A 21,927-nucleotide genomic window follows, 5' to 3' on the forward strand; every position below is an offset into this window, starting at 1 on the left:
AAAACGCCCGCGACGGCTTTTCCCGAGGTCAGTCACGTGACGACCGGCTTGGCCGGTTACCAGAGATTCTTGCCGTCGATGACCACCACTTCGACCTTGTCGAGATCGAAATCATCGAACAGCCGCGAATTGACGCTGATCTTGGGATTGTCGAAATCCGGCTCGCCGGTCGACCAATCCGGCGTTTCGGTGAACGTGCCGCAGCCGCAAGTTGTGCAAAAACCATGCTTTACGGTTTTCGAGCCCCACTGATAGAAGGTAACGTTTTTCAGTGGCGTGATGAGCTTGAACTGCGATGGGGTGTAGTAGGCCCAGAGCGAGCCGCGTTTCGAGCAGAACGAACAGGTGCATTGCGTCACCGTCCGCGGTGCCTCTGAAACCTCGAATGTCGTCGCTTTGCAGTGGCAGCTTCCCTTGATGGTCATCGACGTCACCTCTCTATTGTCCGCCGCCCATGCGGCAGGGCATCATAAAGAAGCGATCCTGACAACTGTCCGTCAGCAGGCTCCACGCCTGACCAGCCGGCCGGAAATCCTAGTAGGATGATGGCGGCACGAACAGGCAAATGGTCTTGCCGGCATCGAGCCCGGCCTCATGCGCGCACCAGTGAAATTCGCCGTCGGGCGAATCCTTGATACGCCTGTCGCTGTAAGCCAGCACCTCCCCGGTATCCTTGATGACATAGCCTTCCGGGCGCTCGCTGATCGAAGTCTGCGACACCTCGTGGCAGTCGTAGTTGGCGCAGCAGGCGAACGGATAACTCCAACCTTGCGGCTTGGCCGCGGTCGGCTTGGCATCATGCGCCAAGGCAGGCACCGACAGCAGCGCTATCACACAGGCCGCGCACAGGGGAATGACAAGCTGGCCAACCGATGGAACGGCGATGGCCGATCTGGAATTGGCGGCAAACATGGGAACGTTCCTTTCAAACGAGGTTCAAGCGTTTCTTGCTTGCCCGTTCCCGGAACGTGTCTTCCCAGCGGCCAAATCGTCAGCAGATATGCCGCGACCGGCCATAAATGCTTTTGTCTCTTCCGCCTTGATGGTGAGCCGAAATGTGAGTCGGCGCAAGAAATCGCTGCATGAGGCGCTGGCCGCACAAGGCAGCAACTTTCTGCCGTTGATAGGCATGACAGATCCTAGGCGTTGGCCCGCTTCCTCCTGAGAAAGAGCAAGCCATCGCAACCCGGATCAGTGGTGGACGGTGCTAGTCCAGATCCGCCACGGCTTCACCGGCGCCGCCCTCGATGCGTTGCGACAGCGAGGCTTCCATGAAGTCGTCGAGATCGCCATCGAGAACGCTTGACGGGCTGGTGCTTTCGACGCCCGTGCGCAGATCCTTGACCAGCTGATAGGGCTGCAACACGTAGGAACGGATCTGGTGGCCCCAACCGATGTCGCTTTTCGAGGCTTCGGTAGCGTTGGCGACGGCCTCACGCTTCTTCAGCTCTTCCTCGTAGAGCCGCGAGCGCAGCATCTCCCAGGCCTTGGCCTTGTTCTTGTGCTGTGAACGCTCAGCCTGGCAGGCGACCGCGATGCCGGTGGCGATATGGGTGATGCGCACGGCCGAATCGGTGGTGTTGACGTGCTGGCCGCCGGAACCCGACGAGCGATAGGTGTCGATGCGCACATCCGATTCCGAAACATCGATCTCGATCCTGTCATCGACGACTGGGTAGACCCAGATGCTGGAGAAGGACGTATGGCGACGCGCATTGCTGTCATAGGGCGAAATGCGCACCAGGCGGTGGACGCCCGATTCCGTCTTCAGCCAGCCATAGGCATTGTGGCCCTTGATCAAGAGAGTAGCGGATTTGATGCCAGCCTCTTCGCCATCATGCACTTCCAGCACCTCGACCTTGAAGCGGCGGCGCTCGGCCCAGCGCGTGTACATGCGCAACAGCATCGAGGCCCAGTCCTGGCTCTCGGTGCCGCCGGCGCCGGCATGAACTTCGAGATAGGTGTCGTTGGCGTCGGCTTCGCCCGACAGCAGCGTCTCGACCTGGCGGGCCTTCGCCTCGCCCTGCATCGACCGGATCGCCGCTTCGGCCTCGGCGACGATGCCCTCGTCGCCTTCTTCCTCGCCAAGCTCGATCAAGCCGATATTGTCTTCCAGCGCCTGCGTCAGGCCCTTGACCGCCGCGATGCCTTCCTCGAGGCTCTGGCGCTCGCGCATCAGCTTCTGGGCTTCCAGCGGTTCGTTCCAGAGGCTGGCGTCCTCCGCCCGCACATTCAGGTATTCAAGCCGCTTTATGGCCTGATCCCAGTCAAAGATGCCTCCTCAGCAGGGTTATCGCCTGCCTGATCTCGTCGACAATATTCTGCGTTTCCGCGCGCATGGCCTGGTATTCGTCCTGTTGCTGGAGTGACGCTTGGGTCGGCGCGATACATAGGGACGGCGCCGCCATGTGTAAAGCGAAATGGGCCGGCCCCCGGCCAGCCCAACAGGCGGCATCGAGCCCCGTCAGTAGAGGCCGCCGCCGCCGTCCTGGATGGCCTGGTTCGCCTGTGGCGACAGTGCGCCGCCCGATGCGTTGGAGCCATCGGCACCCATGCCGATCACCCAATAGCTGTCTGCCGGACCGGTGCCCGGCTTGAAGGCCTCGATGATGGTGCCCGGATCGCCCGACGTGGCACGCATGCCGGTCTTGCGGTTGATGGCGATCAGATTCATGCCGTCCGGCACCTTGAAGTCGACATTGGGCGTGCCGTCGAGTGCCACGCGCATGAAGTCCTTGAAGATCGGGGCGGCCAGACCGCCACCGGTGGCGCCATGGCCAAGGCCGCGCGGCGTGTCGTAGCCCATGTACAAGCCAACCACGAGGTTCGGCGTATAGCCGATGAACCAGGCGTCCTTTTCGTCGTTGGTGGTGCCGGTCTTGCCGGCGATGTGGCGGCCCAGTTCCCCGATGGTGGCGCCGGTGCCGCGTTGCACCACGCCTTCCATCATCGAGGTGATCTGGTAGGCAGTCATCGGATCGAGCACCTGCTCGGAATTGTCGACCAGCTCCGGCTCCGGCTGATTCTTCCACTCAGGCGCGTTACAACCTTCGCAGCCGCGCTCATCCTGCTTGAACACGGTCTTGCCGTAGCGGTCCTGGATGCGGTCGATCAGCGATGGTTTGATCGACTTGCCGCCATTGGCCATGATCGAATAGGCCGAAACCATGCGCATGACGGTCGTCTCGCCAGAGCCCAGCGCCATCGGCAGATATGGCGCCAGATGATCGTAGACGCCGAAGCGCTCGGCATATTCGACGACCAGCTTCATGCCCATGTCGTTGGCAAGCCGCACGGTCATCAGGTTGCGCGACTTCTCGATGCCGGAGCGCAGCGTTGCCGGCCCGGCGACGGTGCCGTCATAGTTCTTCGGAGTCCAGGTCGTGTTGCCGCTCTGGATGGTGATCGGTCCGTCCATGATCACCGAGGCCGGTGTATAGCCATTGTCGAGCGCGGCCGAATAGACGATCGGCTTGAACGAGGAGCCGGGCTGGCGCATGGCCTGGGTGGCGCGGTTGAACTCGGACTGGGCATAGGAGAAGCCGCCGACCATGGCCAGCACACGGCCGGTGTGCGGATCCATGGCGATCAGACCGCCCTCCACCTCTGGAACCTGGCGCAGGCTGTAGGTATTGTCCGAGCCTTCGTTCTTCTGCACGAAGATGACGTCGCCCGGCTTCAGCACATCGGCCGGCGACTTGGCCTTGACCGTCTTGCCGTCGACTACATGGCGCATGGCAAAGCCCATGTCGTCCTTGCTGACGGTACCTTCGACGCGTTCCTTCACGATATCGCCCGACGCCTGGCGTGCGGGCTGCAGCCCTATCGAGAGACCGGACGCCGAGGAGTCGAGCACGACGGCCAGGGACCATTCGGGAACATCTTCCAGTCCCTTGACCGCTCCCAGCGGGACGCCCCAGTCACCGGACACGTCGATTGACTTCACCGGCCCGCGATAGCCACGCAGCGTATCGTATTTGATCAAGCCGTTCTGCATCGCCTTGCGGGCGATAAGCTGAACTTTCGGATCAAGCGTGGTGCGGACGGATAAGCCACCTTCGTACAGTGCATTCTCGCCGTAGCGGGCAATGATCTGGCGACGCACCTCCTCGGTGAAATATTCACCCGCGAAGAGATAGGTGCCGGTACGGCGCGGCGTGACGCCGAGCGGCTCGGCCTTGGCCTTGTTGCCTTCCTCACGCGTGACGTAGCCATTCTCGACCATCTGGTCGATGACCCAGTTGCGGCGCTCGATAGCGCGATCGGCATGCTTGAAGGGATGGTAGTTGTTGGGGCCTTTCGGAAGCGAAGCCAGATAGGCAGCCTCGGCGACGGTCAGTTCGTTCACCGATTTGTCGAAATAGGTGAGCGCCGCGCCAGCGACACCATAGGCACCGAAACCGAAGAAGATTTCGTTGAGGTAGAGCTCGAGGATACGATCCTTGGGATAGGCCTGCTCGATGCGGAAGGCGAGGATCATCTCCTTGATCTTGCGCTCGTAGGTCTGGTCCGCGGTCAGCAGGAAGTTCTTGGCCACCTGCTGGGTGATCGTCGACGCGCCGACCTGGCGCCTGCCCGAGCCGAAATTCTGCAGATTGACGATGATGGCGCGGCCAAGACCGGTCACGTCGATGCCGGGGTGATTATAGAAATTCTTGTCTTCCGCCGACAGGAAGGCCGCCTTGACGCGATCCGGGATCGCCTGGATCGGCAGGTAGAGGCGCCGTTCTCGCGCGTATTCGGCCATCAGCGAGCCGTCGGAGGCATGGATGCGGGTCGTCACCGGCGGCTCGTATTTGGCCAGCACCTCGTAGTCGGGCAGATCCTTCGACAGATGGCTGATGTAAATCGCAACGCCCGCCGCGACCAAAAGGGCCAGCGTCGTGCCGATGCCGAAGAAATAGCCAATGAGACGAATCATACCCGCTCCAGTCCTTGGTTCGGGAATTCCCTAAACGAAGCCGCCTTCCACGCAAGCTTTCGAACCGGTCCCAATCCGTAATCGAAAACCCATGTCGCCGCCATGTGGACAAAATACGGCAAGGCCTGCTTTCATGACCTCGAGCCGCAAATAAAGGCACCGGGTGTTGTCATCCAGCAACGCTGCCCTAGGTTGCAGGCGCCGCCAGGCATGTCAACCTCCGGTCCCCGTTCCGGCACGGGCGGAAGCGAACAGCGCCACGGCGTTGGTGATGCTTTGTGCGGCCTTGCCGCGCCATTCGGCGTCGAGCAGTTGCGCTTCGTCCTTGGCATTCGAGAGATAGCCGAGTTCGACCAGCACGGATGGCACGTCCGGCGCCTTCAGCACCTTGAATCCCGCCGAACGCTGCGGATTGTTGATGAGGCCGACGCTGGTCGAAAGCTGGCCGACCAGCGTGTGGGCGAAACTCATCGAGAAGGTGTGCGTCTCGCGGCGGATCAGGTCGATCAGGATGTCGGTCACTTCCTTGTTATCGTCCTTGATGACCATACCGGCAAACTGGTCCGAGAGATTCTCGCGGTCGGCAAGCGCCTGCGCCTCGGGATCCGATGCCTTGTCGGAGACCGTATATACGGTGGCGCCGCGGATGCCCTTGACGCTGATCGTATCGGCATGGATCGAAATCAGCAGATCGGCCTCATGCTGGCGGGCAATGCGCACGCGGTCGTCCAGACGCAGATACTCATCGGTGTCGCGCGTCATGAAGACATCGTATTTGCCGATAGCCGCTAGCTTGTCGCGCAACTCCGTGGCGAAGGCCAGCGTCACATTCTTCTCAATCGTGCCGTTCAGACCCTCGGCCCCGCCGTCGACGCCGCCATGGCCGGGATCGATGACGACGGTGAAGCGATGGCCCGGATTGGAGACCGGCCCGGTGCCGACCCGCCCACCCTTGTCGGTCGAAACAGTCGAACCGGTGGTCAGCGCCTGGTTGGCAAGGGCGGCGTCGAACTCGCGTTCGGAGGCTGCCGACATGTCGATGGCAATGCGGTAGCCGGTTCCGTCCTCATTCTTGAGCACATCCAGCTTGTCGACGGCGAACGGTCCCTTGCCGGTGAGGATCAGCCGCGAAACGCCTTCACCTAGCTCGCCCAGGCGCACACTCTTGACCAGGCCGCGCGGCTTCAAGTCCTTGGCGTCGATCGCCAGCCTGGTATTCGCCAGATCGATCACCAGGCGATTGGGTCCGCGCAGCAGGAACCATTTGATGTCAGGCTCGCGATCGAAATCCAAGACGATGCGCATCTTGGTGGCATCGCCCGCCATCTTGTAGCCTTTGGCCACCAGCGGCGCGTCGGCGGCATTGGCAACGGAGCAAAACGCCTGGGAAATCACGACCAGCAGCAGGAGACAGAAAGCGCCGAGAATCCGGCCGCCAACACGACATCCCTTGTCTGTGAAGTCCGCCAGTCCCATCTCTCTTCCAGTCGCTCCCGGTTTGGCGCCAGGCGCCCGCTCGTTTCGTCGAAGTGCCGGTTAGGCCGCGAACTCGATTAACGATTGGTATCCAGAGAAGGTTAACCAAGCCTTTTCATGCAAGGATCGGAACCAGGCTTACGTTACGGAACTGCTTTTTGCCGGCATCGGAAATCGGGGTTGCCTTCCACCCCGCCAAATCATAAAAGCGATAGTGGATCACTGCAATCCTGGAACCGCCCTCCTCCGCAGCTTCCTGCTACAGGGTTAGATGAAAGGCGGCTCCTTTCGCTTCACGCGAAAAGGCTTCAAGTGATTGCGACGAATTTCGCAGGTGTGCTCCCGTGGCGGGGGAATCGCCTGCGTGAGGAAAACGGCCGGGTTTGTTCCCGTGCCGGCTCTGTACGAGCAAACAAGCTGGTCCGGTTTCCGGGCTTTGGTTCAAAAGGTTCTGCTGGTGACGATGGCTTCAAGCGCAATCATGGAAAGGTCCGCATCAAACCGCGCCAGTATGGCTGCGGGCGGCACCGCCATGACACGCAGGCACCGTCCGGCGGACATTCAATTATCCGGCACCCACTCTCATCCAGACACACAGCAGCGGGTTTTGCCCCGCCAGCTGCGGCTGACGGCTGCCGGGGGGAAACGAAATAATGCCCAACAAAATGCTGATAGACGCCTCCCACCCGGAGGAAACACGAGTTGTCGTCGTACGCGGTAACCGTATCGAAGAATTCGACTTTGAATCCCAGGACAAGAAGCAGCTCAAAGGAAACATCTACCTCGCCCGCGTAACGCGCGTCGAACCCTCCCTTCAGGCAGCCTTTGTCGAATATGGCGGCAACCGTCACGGTTTTCTCGCCTTCAGTGAAATACACCCCGACTACTACCAGATCCCGGTCGCCGACCGTCAGGCACTGCTGCGCGCCGAAGCGCAGGAGGCCGAGGACGAAGAGGACGAGGACGGCGACGGCGATGACCGCCAGAGCCGCGATCGCGGCCGGCGCGGGCGCCGGCGCGGCGGCAAGAGCCGTGACCGGGCCGAACACAAGCGCGATGCGAGCGAGGCAGGCGAAGGCTCCGGCGAGTCGAGTGAAGGCAGCGATAATGGCGACATCGTTGTCGAGGAGATCTCCCACACCTCCCAGATCATCGAACACGCAGCCGACACATCGGAACATTCAGATACGTCGGAGCATGCCGATACGTCCGGCCATGATGAAGGTTCCGCCGAGCAGGACGAAACCGAAACCCGCGAGGGTGGCCCGACATCGATAGCCGCCGCTGTCGAAGGCGACGTGGTTTCCGAGCCTGTCTCGCAGACGGAACAGGCCACTGAAGCAACGTCCGGCGACAATGACCGCGGCATGCTGGAGGAAGTTCAGTCCTCGCATCCGGATGACCACGAGATCGAATCGGTCGGCGCCGAGGATGCGCTGGAAGAAGTGCGCAACCGCCGCAAGCCGGTGCGCCGCCAGTACAAAATCCAGGAAGTGATCAAGCGCCGGCAGATCCTGCTGGTGCAGGTCGTCAAGGAAGAACGCGGCAACAAGGGCGCCGCGCTCACCACCTATCTGTCGCTTGCCGGCCGCTATTCGGTGCTGATGCCCAACACGGCACGCGGCGGCGGCATTTCCCGCAAGATCACCAGCGCGGTCGACCGCAAGCGCCTGAAGGAGGTCGTCGCCGATCTCGAAGTGCCGCAAGGCATGGGCGTGATCCTGCGCACCGCCGGCGAGAGCCGCACCAAGGCGGAGATCAAACGCGACTATGAATATCTGATGCGGCTCTGGGAGAACGTGCGCAATCTCACGCTCCAGTCCACCGCTCCTGCCCTCGTCTATGAGGAAGGCAGCCTGATCAAGCGTTCGGTACGCGACCTCTACAACAAGGACATCGACGAGATCCTTGTCTCGGGCGAGGAAGGCTATCGCGAGGCCAAGGACTTCATGCGCATGCTGATGCCGAGCCACGCCAAGGTGGTTCAGCCGTTCCGCGACACGACGCCGATCTTCGTGCGCAACGGTATCGAGGCGCAACTCGACCGCATGCTGCAGCCGCAGGTGACGCTGAAGAGCGGCGGCTACATCATCATCAATCAGACCGAGGCGCTGGTCGCCATCGACGTCAATTCGGGACGCTCCACCAAGGAGCACTCAATCGAGGACACGGCACTCCACACCAATCTGGAAGCGGCCGAAGAGGTTGCCCGCCAGCTCAGGCTTCGCGATCTCGCCGGCCTGATCGTCATCGACTTCATCGACATGGAGGAGAACCGTAACAACCGCTCCGTCGAGAAGCGGCTGAAGGATCATCTCAAGAACGACCGCGCCCGCATCCAGGTCGGCCGGATCTCGCATTTCGGCCTGATGGAGATGTCACGGCAGCGCATCCGCGCCAGCGTGCTGGAATCCACCATGAAGCCCTGCCCGCATTGCGGCGGCACCGGCCATGTCAGGTCCGATTCGTCGGTCGCGCTGATGGTGGTGCGGGCGATCGAGGAATTCCTGCTCAAGGATTCGCGCAGCCACATCACGGTCCGCACGCCGGCCGCGACCGCGCTCTACGTGCTCAACCACAAGCGCGGCACGTTGGTGGAACTGGAAAGCCGCTTCGGCCTGACCATCACCATCGAGGCGGACGACACGGTTGGCGCGCAGCACTATGCGATCTTCCGCGGCGCCCTGGCTGAAAAGCCCGAGGGCTTTGTCGAGGTCCGCAGCCTGCCAGCCTATGTCGAGCCGGACGAGCCCGAGGACGAGATTGTCGTCGTCGAGGAAGAGGATGAGGCACCGGCGCAGGCCGAGCAGCCACGCCAGCAGCCGCAGCAAAACCAGCAGCCACGACCTGTCGGTGGCGAGGACGGCGAAGGCCGCGACCGCAAGCGCCGCAAGCGCCGCAGACGTCGCGGCGGCCGGGATCGCGATCGCGAACATGGCGCTCCGGCGGATGGCTCATCCACCTCGGCTCCGGCCGGAGATTTCGCCGAAGCGGCAAACGCGGCGGACGATGACGACACCGAAACGGACGACGCCGCTCCGATCGCTGCCAGCGCTTCCGACGAGGCGGTACAGGCTTCGGATGACGGCCAGGGCAAGAAGCGTCGGCGCGGCAAGCGCGGCGGCAAGCGCAACCGTCGCGAAGACGGCGAAGGCGAGGCCGAGGCAAGTGCCGGCGAAACAACCGAGCCTTCCGAAGCTGATGCTTCCGAGAGCGAGCCTGCCTCGATCGAGCCGGCGGCTGTTACTGTCGTGGCGGAAGAGCCGGTGGCTGCGGTGAGCGAAGAGGTGCCGAGCACCGAGAAGCCCAAGAAGCCGCGTCGCGCAGCCAAGCCGAAGAAGGCAGCCGCCGAGGTCGCCGTCGAGACGGCCGTTGTCGAAGCGGAAGCGGCTGTGGAAGCGCCGGCCGAGGCTCCCGCGGCGGTCGCCGAGGAAAAAGTGATTGCGGCCGCCAAGGAAGAGCCCTCGAAGGCCCGGCCGTCACGACGCAAGCCAGCGGCAATCGATGCACCGGTCGTGCCGGTGGTTTCCTCGACCGTCGCCAGTGAGCCGGAAGCCAAGACCGAAGAAAAGCCGAAGCGCGCCGGCTGGTGGCAGCGGAAGGGCTTTTTCTAAGCCTTTCAACTGGTTGAAGTGATTTTTTGATACGAAAATCCCGCGCCGATCGAAGGACGGCGCGGGATTTTTCATGTCAGGTGTTCCCACACTGCGAGGAATGGGAAACCGTCCCACGCCTTCCCGGAACCGCGCTAAGGGGCGAAAATCGACCAGTTCATCATCCTGGCCAACTTCTCCAGGGCGATCGACCCCAGCTTGGAATTGCCATTGGCGTTGAGGCCGGGCGACCAGACGGCAAGCGAGGCGACACCCGGCACGATGCCCAATATGCCGCCGCCGACGCCGCTTTTTCCCGGAATGCCGACGCGGAAGGCGAAATCCCCGGAGCCGTCATAGTGGCCGCAGGTCAGCATCATGGCGCCGATGCGCCGCGCGCGCTCCGCCGACACCACGGAATGGCCGGTCGCCGGGTTCTTGCCGCCATTGGCAAGGAACCGGCCGGCCATCGCCAGTTGCCGGCAACTCATGGCAATAGCGCAATGGTGGAAATAGACGCCCAGCGCCAGTTCCGGTGCGTGATGAAGATTGCCGAAGGATTTCATATAGTTGGCCAGCGCGAAATTGCGATAGCCGGTGGCGCGTTCGGACGCCGCCACCTCGCGGTCGATGATGATGGTCTCGTCGTCGGCGAGGAATTGGATGAAGCGCAGGATCTCGCCGATCGCTTCGCGTGGCTGATGGCCGGCAAGCAGGATATCGGAGATGACGATGGCGCCGGCATTGATGAACGGGTTGCGCGGAATGCCGTTCTCGTGCTCGAGCTGGACGATCGAGTTGAACGGATTGCCCGACGGCTCGCGTCCAACCCGTTTCCATAGCGCGTCGCCGACATTGCCGAGCGCCAGCGTCAATGTGAACACCTTCGAGATGCTCTGGATGGAAAAAGGCTGGTCGGCATCGCCGGCCATCAGCACACGACCATCGTTGGTGACGGCGGCAATGCCGAACTTCCTTGGGTCGACCTTGCCCAATTGAGGAATGTAGGTCGCGACATCGCCGCGATCGGTCCGTTCAGCCATTTCGGCCGCGACCTCGGCCAATGCCTGATCAAGTTTGGGGGCCAGTTCGAGTTCCGGCATGGTGCTACCTCAACCAGCGTTCGATGCGCGACATAGCCTCGACCATGTCATGGTGGCTGCCGGCATAGGAAAAACGCATCGTGCGGTGCCCCGCCTGGGTGTCGAAGTCGCGGCCAGGCGTCGCCGCCACATGCGCCTCGGCCAGCATCTTGCGCGCGAAGGCCATGCTGTCATTGGTGTGCCGGGTGACGTCGCAAAACGCGTAGAAGGCGCCATCCATCGGCGCGGCCAGCGGAAAGCCGAGTTCGGGCAGACGTTTCATCAAGAGCTCTCGATTCCAGGCGTAGCGGCCCTTGACGGCCTCCAGCTCCTCGGTCGCGGCAAAGGCCTCGATCGCAGCGATCTGCGACAATTCCGGCGGCGAGATGTAGAGGCTTTGGGCGATCCGCTCGACCGGCCGCACCAGCTCTTCCGGCAGCACCATCCAGCCGATGCGCCAGCCGGTCATGCAATAGTATTTCGAGAAGGAATTGATCACGGTCACGCTGTTGCCGAAGGCGAGTGCCGTGGTGTCGGGCGCGCCATAGGCCAATCGATGATAGATCTCGTCGGAAATGACGGCGATCCCCAGTGTCTCCGCCATATTGACCAGCGCCGACAGTTCGTCGGCCGGTATAACAGCGCCGGTCGGATTGGCCGGGCTCGCGAAAAGAACCCCCTTCAGCGGCTTCTCGCGGTGCGCTGCCTCCAGGTGACCGGCATGCAGATAGGCCGCTTCGCCGAGTTCGATCTCGACCACATCGATGCCGAGCGCCGCCATGATGTTGCGATAGGCGGGATAGCCGGGTGCCGCGATGGCTACGCGATCGCCCGGATCGAACATCGCCAGGAAGGCGAGATTGAAGGCCGCCGACGATCCGGTGGTCACCGCGATCCGGCCGGGCTCGACCTCAAGCCGATAGTGATCCGCGTAGTGCTCGGCGATCGCCTTGCGCAGACCGGCCAGCCCCAACGTGTCAGTGTAGCCTATGCGCCCGTCCTGCAAGGCCTTGGCGGCCGCGGCGCGAACCCGTGCTGGCGCGGGATCGGAGGGCTGGCCGACCGCCATTGAGATCACCGGCACGCCTTGAGCCTTCAGCCTGTTCGCTTCGGCCAGGACATCCATGGCGTGGAACGGTTCGACATTGCCACGGCGTGAGAGCGAAACGACCATTTTACCCCTGTCCCGACAGTTGAGCACGCCATTCCCTTGATGCATGCGCCGCACAAATGCCCGATTGATGTGAGGATCACAAGTTGAGGAAGTTTTTCCGGTGCCGACTTTTCATCTTTCGCCCGCTCGTCTACCAGTTGACACGTCATGTTGAGCCGCCCCAGATCGACGATTGCCCAGGCAGCGCGCGTTTTCGCGACGTTTTCGCTCGGCGTCGCCGTTGCCGTGGCGAGTTCGGTCACCGCCTTCGCCCAGAACGTGCCTGTCATACGCGATGCCGAGATCGAGGCTCTGGTGCGCGATTACGCTCGGCCGATCTTCAAGGCTGCCGGGCTGGCGAATGACGGCATCGACATCGTCCTGGTCAACGATTCCAGCTTCAACGCCTTCGTCACCGGACGCCGGCTGTTCATCAACACAGGCGCGCTGATGACGGCTGAAACGCCGAACGAGATCATCGGCGTCATCGCGCACGAGGCCGGTCATATCGCCGGCGGCCATCAGCAGAAACTGCGTGACCAGCTCGAGCGCGCCAAGACGATGGCCATCATCGCCACCTTGCTTGGCGCGGGCGCCATGGTCGCTGGCGCGACCACCAACAGCCGCGGTCTTGCCGGCGCCGGCATGGGCGTGGCGGCTGGCGGCGGCGAGATGGCGCAACGCAGCATCCTCGCCTACCAGCGCACCGAAGAAACGACCGCCGACCGTTCGGCTATCACCTATCTCAACGCCACCGGCCAGTCCGGCATGGGCATGCTGAAGACCTTCGCCCGCTTCCAGAGCGCGCTGTCCTTGTCGGGCACGCAGGTCGATCCCTATCGGATCAGCCATCCGATGCCGCAGGAACGCATCGCAAATCTCCAAGTGCTGGTGAAGCAGAGTCCCAATGTCGACAAGGTCGACCCTCCGGCGCTGCAGCAGCGCCACGACATGATGCGGGTCAAGATCGCCGTCTATATGGACGGCCAGGCCGCGGCGGCGCGACTGATGCAAAAGATGCGGGGCAGCCTTGCCGCACAGTACGGCGATGCCCAGTCCACCTATCTTTACGGCGACATTGCCGCGGCGCTCGTCAAGACCAACGCCCTGATCAAGGCGCAGCCCAAGAACGCCTATTTCCAGGAGTTGCGCGGCGACATACTGATGAAGGCGAACAAGCCCAAGGATGCGGCCGAAGCATACGCCAAGGCGGTCAGCCTCGATCCGGCGCGGTCCGGCCTGCTGCCTGTCTCGCTCGGCCAGGCCCTGATGGCCGTAGGCACGCCCGATTCGCTGAAGAAGGCCGTCGTGCAGATCAACAACGGTCTGGGGCGAGACAAGGAAAACTCCGCTGGATATCGCTACCTGGCGCAGGCTTATGGCGAGTTGGGTGACATACCGGGGGCCGAGCTTGCCACGGCCGAGGGTCATTTCTATTCCGGCAACTACAAGGATGCGAAGATCTTCGCCATGCGGGCGCAGCAGCAGATGAAGCGCGGCGAGCCGCGCTGGATCCGTGCGCAGGACATCATAAATTACAAATCGTCAGGCAAAATCTAGTGAACCTTCCGGCCAGGCGCTGCGACACAGCGGGACCGGGAAACAGGCAAAAGGAACGAAAACGATGAAAAAGGCACTGCTGCTGGGCACCACGGGGATCGCTGTAGCCCTTGCCATGCTGGCTTTCGGTTTCGTGGCCGGCAGCCCACAGATTGCCAAGGCCGGGACGGCGCAGCCTGCGGAGACGGCTCAGCCTGTCCAGACAGCGGGGGCCGATACCAAGATTGACCGCACCGAGGTCGAAGGAATCATTCGCGACTATCTCCTGAAGAACCCGGAAGTGCTGCTTGAAGTGCAGGACGCGCTGGAGGCCAAGCAGAAGGAAGAGCAACGCCTCGCCGCGCTCGGCGTCATCAAGAACGCCAAGGAGCAGATCTTCAACTCCAGCTTCGACGGAATTGTCGGCAACCCGAACGGCAAGGTGACCATCGTCGAGTTCTACGACTACAATTGCGGCTTCTGCAAACGTGCCATCGAGGACATGCGGGCGCTGACCAAGGCCGATCCGGATTTGCGCTTCGTGCTCAAGGAATTCCCGATCCTCGGACCGGACTCACAAAAGGCGAGCGTCGTCTCCATGGCGTTCCACCTGATGAAGCCTGAAAAATACGGCGAGTTCCACAATGCGCTGCTCGGCGGCCAGGGACGCGCAACCGAAGCGGCCGCGATCAAGATCGCGGTTTCACTCGGCGCCGACGAGGCGACGCTGCGCGAGAAGATGAAGGACCCGTCGATCACCGAAGCCTTCGCCAAGACCTATGATCTTGCCAATAAGCTGGCGATCACCGGAACGCCGTCCTATGTGGTCGGCAACGAAGTCGTGTTCGGGGCTCTCGGGCAGGAAGTGCTGGCGGAAAAGATCGAGGCGGCGAAAGCCGCGCTTTGATCGGCCGGAAGTTTTCTTCACGGGCGCATTTCGGCCTGTTGTGGACAGTGAAAGAACGCACTTGCGCTCTTTCCGCGGGCGACTATGCCCATTATAGAGAGCCAGCGCGCCGGTTTGACACCGGCGCCGGAAAAGGTCGGCTTTTTTGAAAACGGTTTTCGTCCTGAACGGTCCCAATCTCAACGCGCTCGGCAAGCGCGAGCCGGGCATTTATGGCGGCAAGACGCTTGCCGCCATCGCCGACGACTGCAAGCAGGCGGGCACATCGCTCGGGCTTGAGATCGATTTCCGCCAGTCGAACCACGAGGGCGACCTCGTCGACTGGATCCAGGAAGCCGGCGACAAGGCCGCCGGCATCGTCATCAATCCAGGCGCCTACAGCCATACCTCGATCGCGATCCACGACGCCATCCGCTCGGTCGCGCCGCTGCCGGTCGCCGAGGTTCATCTTTCCAACATCCATGCGCGGGAATCATTCCGCCACGTCTCCATGGTCGCGCCGGTCGCCGTCGGCATGATCTGTGGCTTTGGGCCGCTCGGCTACACGCTGGCGCTACAGGCGCTGGCCGCACGCCTATGACCGGCCAACAAACAGAAGGCTCGAAAATGTCGATAAAGAAAACCGGTGTTGACCAGCAGCTGATCCGCGATCTGGCGGGCATACTGAACGACACCAACCTGACCGAGATCGAGGTTGAACTGGGCGACCTGAAGGTACGCGTGTCGCGGCAGGCACCCGCCGTCCATGCCATCGCCGCACCCCCGCCGGCCTATGCGCCGGCGGCTGCTGCCCAGCCCGCGGCATCAGCCGCGCCGGCAGCGGTCGACGTGTCGAAGAACGCGGTGGCCTCGCCGATGGTCGGCACCGCCTACCTGGCGCCCTCGCCCGACGCCAAGCCGTTCATCGAGATCGGCCAGAAGGTCAAGGAAGGCCAGACGTTGCTGATCATCGAGGCGATGAAGACGATGAACCAGATCCCGTCGCCACGCGCCGGCACGGTAACGGCGATCCTGTTCGAGGACGCGACGCCGGTCGAATACGGCATGCCGCTCGTCGTGATCGAGTAGAGCTGGCAGGATGTTCCAGAAGATCCTCATTGCCAATCGCGGCGAAATCGCGCTTCGGGTGCTGCGTGCCTGCAAGGAACTCGGCATCCAGACGGTGGTGGTGCATTCGACCGCCGATGCCGACGCCATGCACGTCAGGCTCGCCGACGAGAGCGTATGCATTGGCCCGCCGCCGTCGCGCGACAGCTATCTCAACATCCATCAGATCGTCGCGGCCTGCGAGATCACCGGTGCCGACGCCGTGCATCCAGGCTACGGCTTCCTGTCGGAGAACGCCAAATTCGCCGACATATTGGCGGCGCACAACATCACCTTTATCGGCCCGTCCGGCGACCACATCCGCATCATGGGCGACAAGATCGAGGCCAAGCGGACCGCCAAGCGCCTTGGCATCCCCGTGGTGCCAGGCTCCGACGGCGCGGTGACCGACGAGAAGGAAGCCAAGCGCATTGCCGCCGAGATCGGCTATCCCGTGATCATCAAGGCCTCGGCCGGTGGCGGCGGGCGCGGTATGAAGGTTGCACTCACCGAGGCGGACCTCGAGATCGCATTGCAGACGGCGCGCTCGGAAGCGGGTGCCGCCTTCGGCGACGATGCCGTCTATATCGAGAAGTATCTGCAGAAGCCGCGCCACATCGAGGTGCAGGTGTTTGGGGACGGCTTTGGCGGTGGCGTGCATTTCGGCGAGCGCGACTGTTCGCTGCAGCGCCGCCATCAGAAGGTCTGGGAAGAGGCCAATTCGCCGGCGCTCAACGCCGAGGAGCGGTCCCGCATCGGCGGCATCTGTGCCAAGGCCATTGCCGATCTCGGCTATTCCGGCGCCGGCACGATCGAGTTCCTGTATGAGAATGGCGAGTTCTATTTCATCGAGATGAACACGCGCCTGCAGGTCGAGCATCCAGTGACGGAAGCGATCACTGGCATCGATCTCGTGCATGAGCAGATCCGTGTCGCTTCCGGCGGCGGTCTTTCGGTCAAGCAGGAAGACATCAAGTTCAACGGCCACGCCATCGAGTGCCGCATCAATGCCGAGGATCCCCGCACCTTCACCCCCTCGCCCGGCACGATCACGCATTTCCACACGCCGGGCGGTCTCGGCATTCGCGTCGATTCGGGCGTCTATTCCGGCTACAAGATCCCGCCCTACTACGACAGCCTGATCGGCAAGCTGATCGTTCACGGGCGCAACCGCGTCGAATGCATGATGCGGCTGCGGCGGGCACTGGATGAGTTCGTCGTCGACGGCATCAAGACGACCTTGCCGCTGTTTCGCGACCTCGTCGGCAATGCCGACATCGCCAATGGCGACTATGACATCCACTGGCTGGAAAAATACCTGGCCAAGGAAGAGTAGTCCGGGGACGCGATGACCCGTCCCTACGCGCCCGGCTATCGCATCCCGACCGACCTCCTGCTCAAGGCATACGCTTCGGGCGTCTTCCCGATGGCCGAAAGCGCCGGGGATCCCGAGGTTTTCTGGGTGCGGCCGGAAACGCGCGGCATCATTCCCCTCGATGATTTTCACACGCCCAGAAGCCTGAAGAAGACAATCCGCAAAAACCCATTCGACATCCGTTTCGACTTCGATTTCGAGGCAACGATCGATGGCTGCGCCGAAAAGCGTGAGGAACGGCGCTCGACCTGGATCAACGCGCCGATCCGAGAGGCCTATGTGCAGTTGCACCGCATGGGCCACTGCCATTCGGTCGAGGCCTGGCGCGAGGACAACTTGGTCGGCGGCCTTTATGGCGTTTCGCTTGGACGGGTGTTCTTCGGCGAAAGCATGTTTTCCAAACAAACGGATGCTTCGAAGATCTGCCTGGTCTACCTCGTCGAGCGCCTGAAGGCGCGCGGCTTCGCGCTGCTCGACACGCAATTCACCACGGAGCATCTGAAGCACTTTGGCGCCGTCGATGTGCCGCGCGGCAAATACGAAAAGATGCTGGCCGAAGCACTGAAGGGCGAGGCGATCTTTTTTCCGTAGGAATCAATACCCCTACTTGGCCGCAGCCTCGATGGGCGTCTGCGAATGGAACATCATCTTCCAGCCGTTGACGCGATGGACATAGCCGGTGCTCACCAATGCCGCATAGGGTTCGCCATTTTCCCGCGTCGCGTGCGCCTCGTAAGTCAGCATGATGATATCGCTGCCCGGCTCGATTATTCCCTTGAGTTCCATATCGAGATCGCGCCAGCGGTTGGGCTTGGTCGCGGTCTTGGCCAAGTCTGCATTGTCCATCGCCATTGCCATCTGAGGAAACGCCACCAGGCATTCCGTATCGGCGTTGGCGGCGTAGTAGGCTGCGTCGCCGGTCCAGAACCCTCTTTCGAGCTCAAGCAGCTCTTTCTTGCTGGCCGTGATCCGCTTGCTGTCCGACATCGGTCTATCCTCCGGGCGCATCAATGCGCATCGTCCGTGATCCAACGCATGATGGACACGACGGTTCCGGGGGATCAGTTGGTGTCTGACGTATCCGGTTCCGTGGGGGCGGGCTGTTCCACATCCGATGTGGCGGCAGGCTTGGCTGTGGTCGGCTTGGCCGCAGGTTTCGAAGCGTCGGCCTTGGTCGCGTCAGCCTTGGTGGCGCCGGGCGAAGGGACATCCGACTTCTGCTTGCATTCCTTCAGCCAGACGTCATAGACGGCGTGTTCGACGGCATTGAGGCCGGGGCTTTCGGCGAACATCCAGCCGGTGAAGATACGACGGATCTTGCGGTCGAGCGTGATCTCGTCGACCTCGACGAAGGAATCGGTCTTCGGTTCCTCTGTCTGCGGCCGGGAATAGCAGACGCGCGGCGTCACCTGCAGAGCGCCGAACTGCACCGTCTCGTCGATATAGACGTCGAAGGTGATGATGCGGCCGGTGATCTTGTCGATGCCGGCGAACTCGGCGACCGGGTTGGTTATGCGATCCGACCCCGCGGGAGCCGCCGGCGCGGGTGCGGGCGCGGCAGGCGCGGGCGAAGCAGCAAACGCCGCTGTGCTGACGGCGAGGCTGGCGGCTAACGCCAAGCCGCCCGTCGATATCAGGTTGAAAAAGCTCATATAAGGGTACCGGTGGTTCGCGCCCGGGTGATTCCGTCAACCACCAAGGCTAGTCGCCGTTTTCTGATCAGCAAGCAGCTAAACACCAATTGTGGCGATAAAGGACCGGCCTGCACTTTGCGTCGCTGCGGACGGGGCCCGTTACGACCCGGGCGTCCAGGCGTCATAGTCACCCGTGACCTGCGGGCGATGCTGGTTCGTCAGCACCGAGCCCTTCGGGCGATATGCCGCCGGCGTGCCGGTCAGATTGGGCTGATGCGGCTTCTGCCAGTCGCGCGGCTTGTACTCGTCACTGGGCGGCGCGACATCGACGCGGTGATGGATCCAGCCGTGCCAGCCTGGCGGGATGGCCGAGGCTTCGGAATAGTTGCGATAGATGACCCAGCGGCGCGTGCGGCCTTCCGAATCGATTCCACCCTCGTAATAGACATTGCCGGCCTCGTCCTGGCCGACTCGCTTGCCGTACCGCCAGGTGTGCAGGCGTGTTCCCAGCGTCTGGCTGTTCCACCAGGTGAAAAACTGCGTCAGGAAAGTCTTCATCTCAGAACCCTCGCGCCGACGGCGCCTGTTTCCTGCTTATGGCGTCAGGCCTTCGGGAAGGCAAGGGTTTTGCCGTGGGGAGCGCGCAAATGGCGCGCCAGCGACCCGACACAAGCCTGTGATCTCCAGAGGCGGAAGGACGCACGCTTGCCAAGCCTTTCCGCTCTTTCTAAAGCTCAGCGCGCCCATGCGGGTATCAATCCGGCCATGGGCCGAAGGAGGTGACGATTGGCCACGAAATTGCCGACCACCGACATTAGGATCGACGCCGAGCTGATTCGCCGCCGCAAGGGCGGCACGCCACTGGTCTGCCTTACGGCCTACACCTATCCCGTCGCTCGCCTGCTCGATCCCCATGTCGACCTGCTCCTCGTCGGCGACAGCGTCGCCATGGTCCTGCATGGTCACGAGACGACGCTGGGCGCCTCGCTCGAGATGATGATCGCTCATGGGCAAGCCGTGATGCGCGGCTCGGCCAGGGCCTGTGTCGTCGTCGACATGCCGGCCGGCAGCTACGAGGACTCGGCGGCGCAGGCGTTGGCCTCGGCGCGACGCATCATTGGCGAGACCGGCTGCCAGGCGGTGAAACTCGAAGGCGGCGTCGACATGGCCTTGCAGATCGCGGCGATCGTGGCCGCCGGCATTCCGGTCATGGGCCATATCGGCCTGCTGCCGCAATCGGTGGAGAAGGACGGCGGCTACAAGATCAAGGGCCGCACGGACGAGACGATCGCGGCGTTGATGGCTGATGCGCTCGCCGTAGAAAAGGCTGGCGCGTTCTCCGTGGTCATCGAAGGCACGATCGAGGCGGTCGCCGCCGACATCAGCCACCGCATCGCCATTCCAACCATCGGCATCGGCGCCAGCGGCGACTGCGACGGCCAGATCCTCGTCATCGACGACATGGTGGGGCTGACCGTCGACCGTGTGCCGAAATTCGTCAAGGAATACGCCGACCTGCGCAGCGTGATCGCGCACGCCGCCGAGCAGTACGCATCGGAGGTGCGAAATCGGACATTCCCCGGTCCTGCGCATGTTTTTTCCGGCTCAACCACCAATGGCGGAGACCGAGCATGAGCCGGCCCGATGTCGTCGATAGCGTTGCCGCACTTCGCGCCAGGATTCGCGACTGGCGGCGCGACGGCTTGCGCGTCGCCATGGTTCCAACCATGGGCGCGTTGCATGAAGGGCATCTCTCCCTGATCAGGATCGCGCGCGAAAAAGCAGAGCGCTGCGTGGTGTCGATCTTCGTCAACCCGACGCAGTTCGCACCGAGCGAGGATCTCGACAAGTACCCGCGCCAGCTTGCCCGTGACCTGGATCTGCTGGCGACGGTCAAGGCCGATCTTGCCTTCACGCCGACGGTTGGCGCGATGTATCCCGCCGGCTTTGCCACCAGGATCTCGGTCGGTGGCCCGTCCGCCGGGCTCGAATCGGACTTTCGCCCCACCTTTTTCGAAGGCGTGGCCACCGTCGTCGCCAAGCTCTTCCTCCAGGCAGCGCCCGACTACGCGGTCTTCGGCGAAAAGGATTATCAGCAGCTTTGCGTCGTCAGGCAGCTCTGCCGCGACCTTGACCTGCCCGTCGAGATCACCGGTGCCCCGACCATACGCGACGCCCATGGCCTCGCCATGTCGTCGCGCAACGCCTATCTCGACGAGGGTGAACTGGCGGTCGCTCGCCAACTCAACCTGATTCTGCGCCAAGCGGCGGCGGCGTTGGCGGCCGGCGTACATCGAGACGGTGTAACCGGCCGAGCCGGTCGTGCCCTGATCGCCGCCGGCTTCCAGAAGATCGACTATGTCGAGGCCCGCGAAAGCCTGACGCTTGCGCCCTGGCGCCGCGACAGCACGGGACGCCTCCTCGCCGCTGCCTGGCTTGGCAAGACGCGGCTGATCGACAATGTGGAAATTCCCAGGGTCTAGGGCAAAGGGTCGATCGACTGCATTCAGCTTCCTGCCGCGCCTACCTCACGCCTATCCGCCCGCCGGTCCTTACCAATAATTGCCCCACGAGGACCCCAATAATCCCAGCCGATGCTTTCACGACTGCATCGGCAAGATGCGCGTGGCGGCCGGGATCGATGATCTGAAGCAATTCCAGTATGCCGGCAGTCGCAATCACAAAGATCGAGGTCTGATACACTCTGTTGGGGAAGCTGATCGCCAGCGCGAAGCCCAACAGCACATAGGCCAGGGCACGCTCGATATTCGCCTCGGCTATGTGCGGTCTCATCTGGATCGGCGACAAGGTCGCGAAAATGATGATGACAAGCAGCACCAGCGCCGCAATGCGGAACAGTTTTATCATGCCCCTGCATATCCGTCGTGAGCCGGCACAGCAAATGCTGGGATGACGCAGGAGCGGATTGGGGACGGGAGGCGGTACGAGAGGGCCCATGTCCAGGTTGGCGAATGCGATCGACCGCGCCCTGCCGCAGGGCGTCGAGGCCATATACGATTCGGTTGCCAACGTCGGTCGCTGGCACGGCGACCAATTCGGCTCGATTTCGGTGTCCTGCGGCGATCCCGCGCTCCTACGCGACTATGGGTCGGAGGTTCCGTTCTTCACGGCGGTACCGAAGATGGATATCGACATGCGCT

21 protein-coding genes are annotated in these 21,927 nt (G+C 62.5%); 10 read left to right on the forward strand and 11 right to left on the reverse strand.

What is annotated here, in order from left to right; translation table 11 throughout:
* Positions 1 to 56: 56 nt before the first annotated feature.
* Both EB815_RS23500 and EB815_RS23505 read right to left on the reverse strand, forming a co-directional pair.
* Positions 57 to 425, reverse strand: a complete 369-nt coding sequence (locus EB815_RS23500; RefSeq protein ID WP_056566491.1) for a GFA family protein — start codon at positions 423 to 425, stop codon at positions 57 to 59.
* Positions 426 to 534: 109 nt separating this feature from the next.
* Positions 535 to 912, reverse strand: coding sequence for a hypothetical protein (locus EB815_RS23505; protein WP_056566494.1), 378 nt, complete (start codon positions 910 to 912; stop codon positions 535 to 537).
* Between EB815_RS23505 and EB815_RS23510 the strand changes: the two genes are divergently transcribed.
* Positions 884 to 1,165, forward strand: a complete 282-nt coding sequence (locus EB815_RS23510; RefSeq protein WP_155772407.1) for a hypothetical protein — start codon at positions 884 to 886, stop codon at positions 1,163 to 1,165. The two genes, EB815_RS23505 and EB815_RS23510, sit on opposite strands and share 29 nt — an antisense overlap.
* A 42-nt stretch (positions 1,166 to 1,207) precedes the next feature.
* Here the strand turns inward: EB815_RS23510 and prfB are convergent.
* The 3 genes from prfB to EB815_RS23525 all read right to left on the reverse strand — a co-directional run bounded on the left by prfB (position 1,208) and on the right by EB815_RS23525 (position 6,397).
* Positions 1,208 to 2,339 (reverse strand): peptide chain release factor 2 gene (gene prfB, locus EB815_RS23515; protein WP_155772406.1). Its coding sequence is split into 2 segments (ribosomal slippage): positions 1,208 to 2,272 and positions 2,274 to 2,339, totalling 1,131 coding nucleotides; the frame shifts between segments, so codons are not numbered across the junction.
* Between the two features lie 125 nt (positions 2,340 to 2,464).
* On the reverse strand, positions 2,465 to 4,921 hold the full coding sequence (locus tag EB815_RS23520; RefSeq protein WP_056566501.1) for a penicillin-binding protein 1A: 2,457 nt from the start codon (positions 4,919 to 4,921) through the stop codon (positions 2,465 to 2,467).
* 213 nt (positions 4,922 to 5,134) lie between these two features.
* Positions 5,135 to 6,397 (reverse strand): N-acetylmuramoyl-L-alanine amidase, encoded by a 1,263-nt coding sequence (locus tag EB815_RS23525; RefSeq protein ID WP_056566505.1) that lies wholly within the window; start codon positions 6,395 to 6,397, stop codon positions 5,135 to 5,137.
* Between the two features lie 653 nt (positions 6,398 to 7,050).
* Here EB815_RS23525 and EB815_RS23530 point away from each other — a divergent pair.
* Positions 7,051 to 10,011 carry an Rne/Rng family ribonuclease gene (locus tag EB815_RS23530; protein ID WP_056566508.1) on the forward strand — a complete coding sequence of 987 codons (2,961 nt, stop codon included), beginning with the start codon at positions 7,051 to 7,053 and terminating at the stop codon, positions 10,009 to 10,011.
* Positions 10,012 to 10,145: 134 nt separating this feature from the next.
* Here the strand turns inward: EB815_RS23530 and EB815_RS23535 are convergent, their stop codons facing one another.
* Together EB815_RS23535 and EB815_RS23540 are read right to left on the reverse strand one after the other, a co-directional pair.
* Positions 10,146 to 11,093: a glutaminase gene (locus EB815_RS23535; RefSeq protein WP_056566511.1), complete on the reverse strand. Its 948-nt coding sequence runs from the start codon at positions 11,091 to 11,093 to the stop codon at positions 10,146 to 10,148.
* Between the two features lie 4 nt (positions 11,094 to 11,097).
* On the reverse strand, positions 11,098 to 12,246 hold the full coding sequence (locus EB815_RS23540) for a pyridoxal phosphate-dependent aminotransferase (protein ID WP_056566514.1): 1,149 nt from the start codon (positions 12,244 to 12,246) through the stop codon (positions 11,098 to 11,100).
* A 147-nt stretch (positions 12,247 to 12,393) separates the two neighbouring features.
* Between EB815_RS23540 and EB815_RS23545 the strand changes: the two genes are divergently transcribed.
* The 6 genes from EB815_RS23545 (at position 12,394) to aat (ending at position 17,723) form a co-directional block, all read left to right on the forward strand.
* Positions 12,394 to 13,785, forward strand: a complete 1,392-nt coding sequence (locus tag EB815_RS23545) for a tetratricopeptide repeat protein (RefSeq protein ID WP_056566516.1) — start codon at positions 12,394 to 12,396, stop codon at positions 13,783 to 13,785.
* A 64-nt stretch (positions 13,786 to 13,849) separates the two neighbouring features.
* A complete protein-coding gene (locus EB815_RS23550) occupies positions 13,850 to 14,671 on the forward strand; it encodes a DsbA family protein (protein ID WP_056566519.1) in 822 nt (273 codons plus the stop codon).
* Between the two features lie 145 nt (positions 14,672 to 14,816).
* Positions 14,817 to 15,251 (forward strand): type II 3-dehydroquinate dehydratase, encoded by a 435-nt coding sequence (gene aroQ / locus EB815_RS23555; RefSeq protein WP_056566522.1) that lies wholly within the window; start codon positions 14,817 to 14,819, stop codon positions 15,249 to 15,251.
* Positions 15,252 to 15,277: 26 nt separating this feature from the next.
* On the forward strand, positions 15,278 to 15,739 hold the full coding sequence (gene accB / locus EB815_RS23560) for an acetyl-CoA carboxylase biotin carboxyl carrier protein (protein WP_056566525.1): 462 nt from the start codon (positions 15,278 to 15,280) through the stop codon (positions 15,737 to 15,739).
* A 10-nt stretch (positions 15,740 to 15,749) separates the two neighbouring features.
* On the forward strand, positions 15,750 to 17,093 hold the full coding sequence (gene accC, locus EB815_RS23565) for an acetyl-CoA carboxylase biotin carboxylase subunit (protein WP_056566529.1): 1,344 nt from the start codon (positions 15,750 to 15,752) through the stop codon (positions 17,091 to 17,093).
* Positions 17,094 to 17,105: 12 nt separating this feature from the next.
* A complete protein-coding gene (aat, locus tag EB815_RS23570) occupies positions 17,106 to 17,723 on the forward strand; it encodes a leucyl/phenylalanyl-tRNA--protein transferase (RefSeq protein ID WP_056566530.1) in 618 nt (205 codons plus the stop codon).
* Positions 17,724 to 17,735: 12 nt separating this feature from the next.
* Here aat and EB815_RS23575 read toward each other — a convergent pair whose 3' ends face one another.
* From EB815_RS23575 to EB815_RS23585, 3 genes are all read right to left on the reverse strand, one after another.
* The gene (locus EB815_RS23575) at positions 17,736 to 18,119 is read right to left on the reverse strand and encodes a hypothetical protein (RefSeq protein WP_056566533.1); all 384 of its coding nucleotides are present in this window, start codon (positions 18,117 to 18,119) and stop codon (positions 17,736 to 17,738) included.
* A gap of 74 nt (positions 18,120 to 18,193) precedes the next feature.
* On the reverse strand, positions 18,194 to 18,784 hold the full coding sequence (locus tag EB815_RS23580; protein ID WP_056566536.1) for a DUF2155 domain-containing protein: 591 nt from the start codon (positions 18,782 to 18,784) through the stop codon (positions 18,194 to 18,196).
* A gap of 141 nt (positions 18,785 to 18,925) precedes the next feature.
* Positions 18,926 to 19,324 (reverse strand): NADH:ubiquinone oxidoreductase subunit NDUFA12, encoded by a 399-nt coding sequence (locus tag EB815_RS23585; RefSeq protein ID WP_056566539.1) that lies wholly within the window; start codon positions 19,322 to 19,324, stop codon positions 18,926 to 18,928.
* Positions 19,325 to 19,552: 228 nt separating this feature from the next.
* Between EB815_RS23585 and panB the strand changes: the two genes are divergently transcribed.
* Together panB and panC are read left to right on the forward strand one after the other, a co-directional pair.
* On the forward strand, positions 19,553 to 20,401 hold the full coding sequence (panB, locus tag EB815_RS23590) for a 3-methyl-2-oxobutanoate hydroxymethyltransferase (protein WP_056566542.1): 849 nt from the start codon (positions 19,553 to 19,555) through the stop codon (positions 20,399 to 20,401).
* Positions 20,398 to 21,249 (forward strand): pantoate--beta-alanine ligase, encoded by an 852-nt coding sequence (panC, locus tag EB815_RS23595; protein WP_056566544.1) that lies wholly within the window; start codon positions 20,398 to 20,400, stop codon positions 21,247 to 21,249. Before panB ends, panC begins: the two co-directional genes overlap by 4 nt.
* A 40-nt stretch (positions 21,250 to 21,289) precedes the next feature.
* Here panC and EB815_RS23600 read toward each other — a convergent pair whose 3' ends face one another.
* On the reverse strand, positions 21,290 to 21,634 hold the full coding sequence (locus EB815_RS23600) for a hypothetical protein (protein ID WP_056566547.1): 345 nt from the start codon (positions 21,632 to 21,634) through the stop codon (positions 21,290 to 21,292).
* Between the last annotated feature and the right edge of the window lie 293 nt (positions 21,635 to 21,927).

Origin of the sequence: Mesorhizobium loti, assembly GCF_013170705.1 — a bacterium.
GTDB lineage: Bacteria > Pseudomonadota > Alphaproteobacteria > Rhizobiales > Rhizobiaceae > Mesorhizobium > Mesorhizobium loti_D.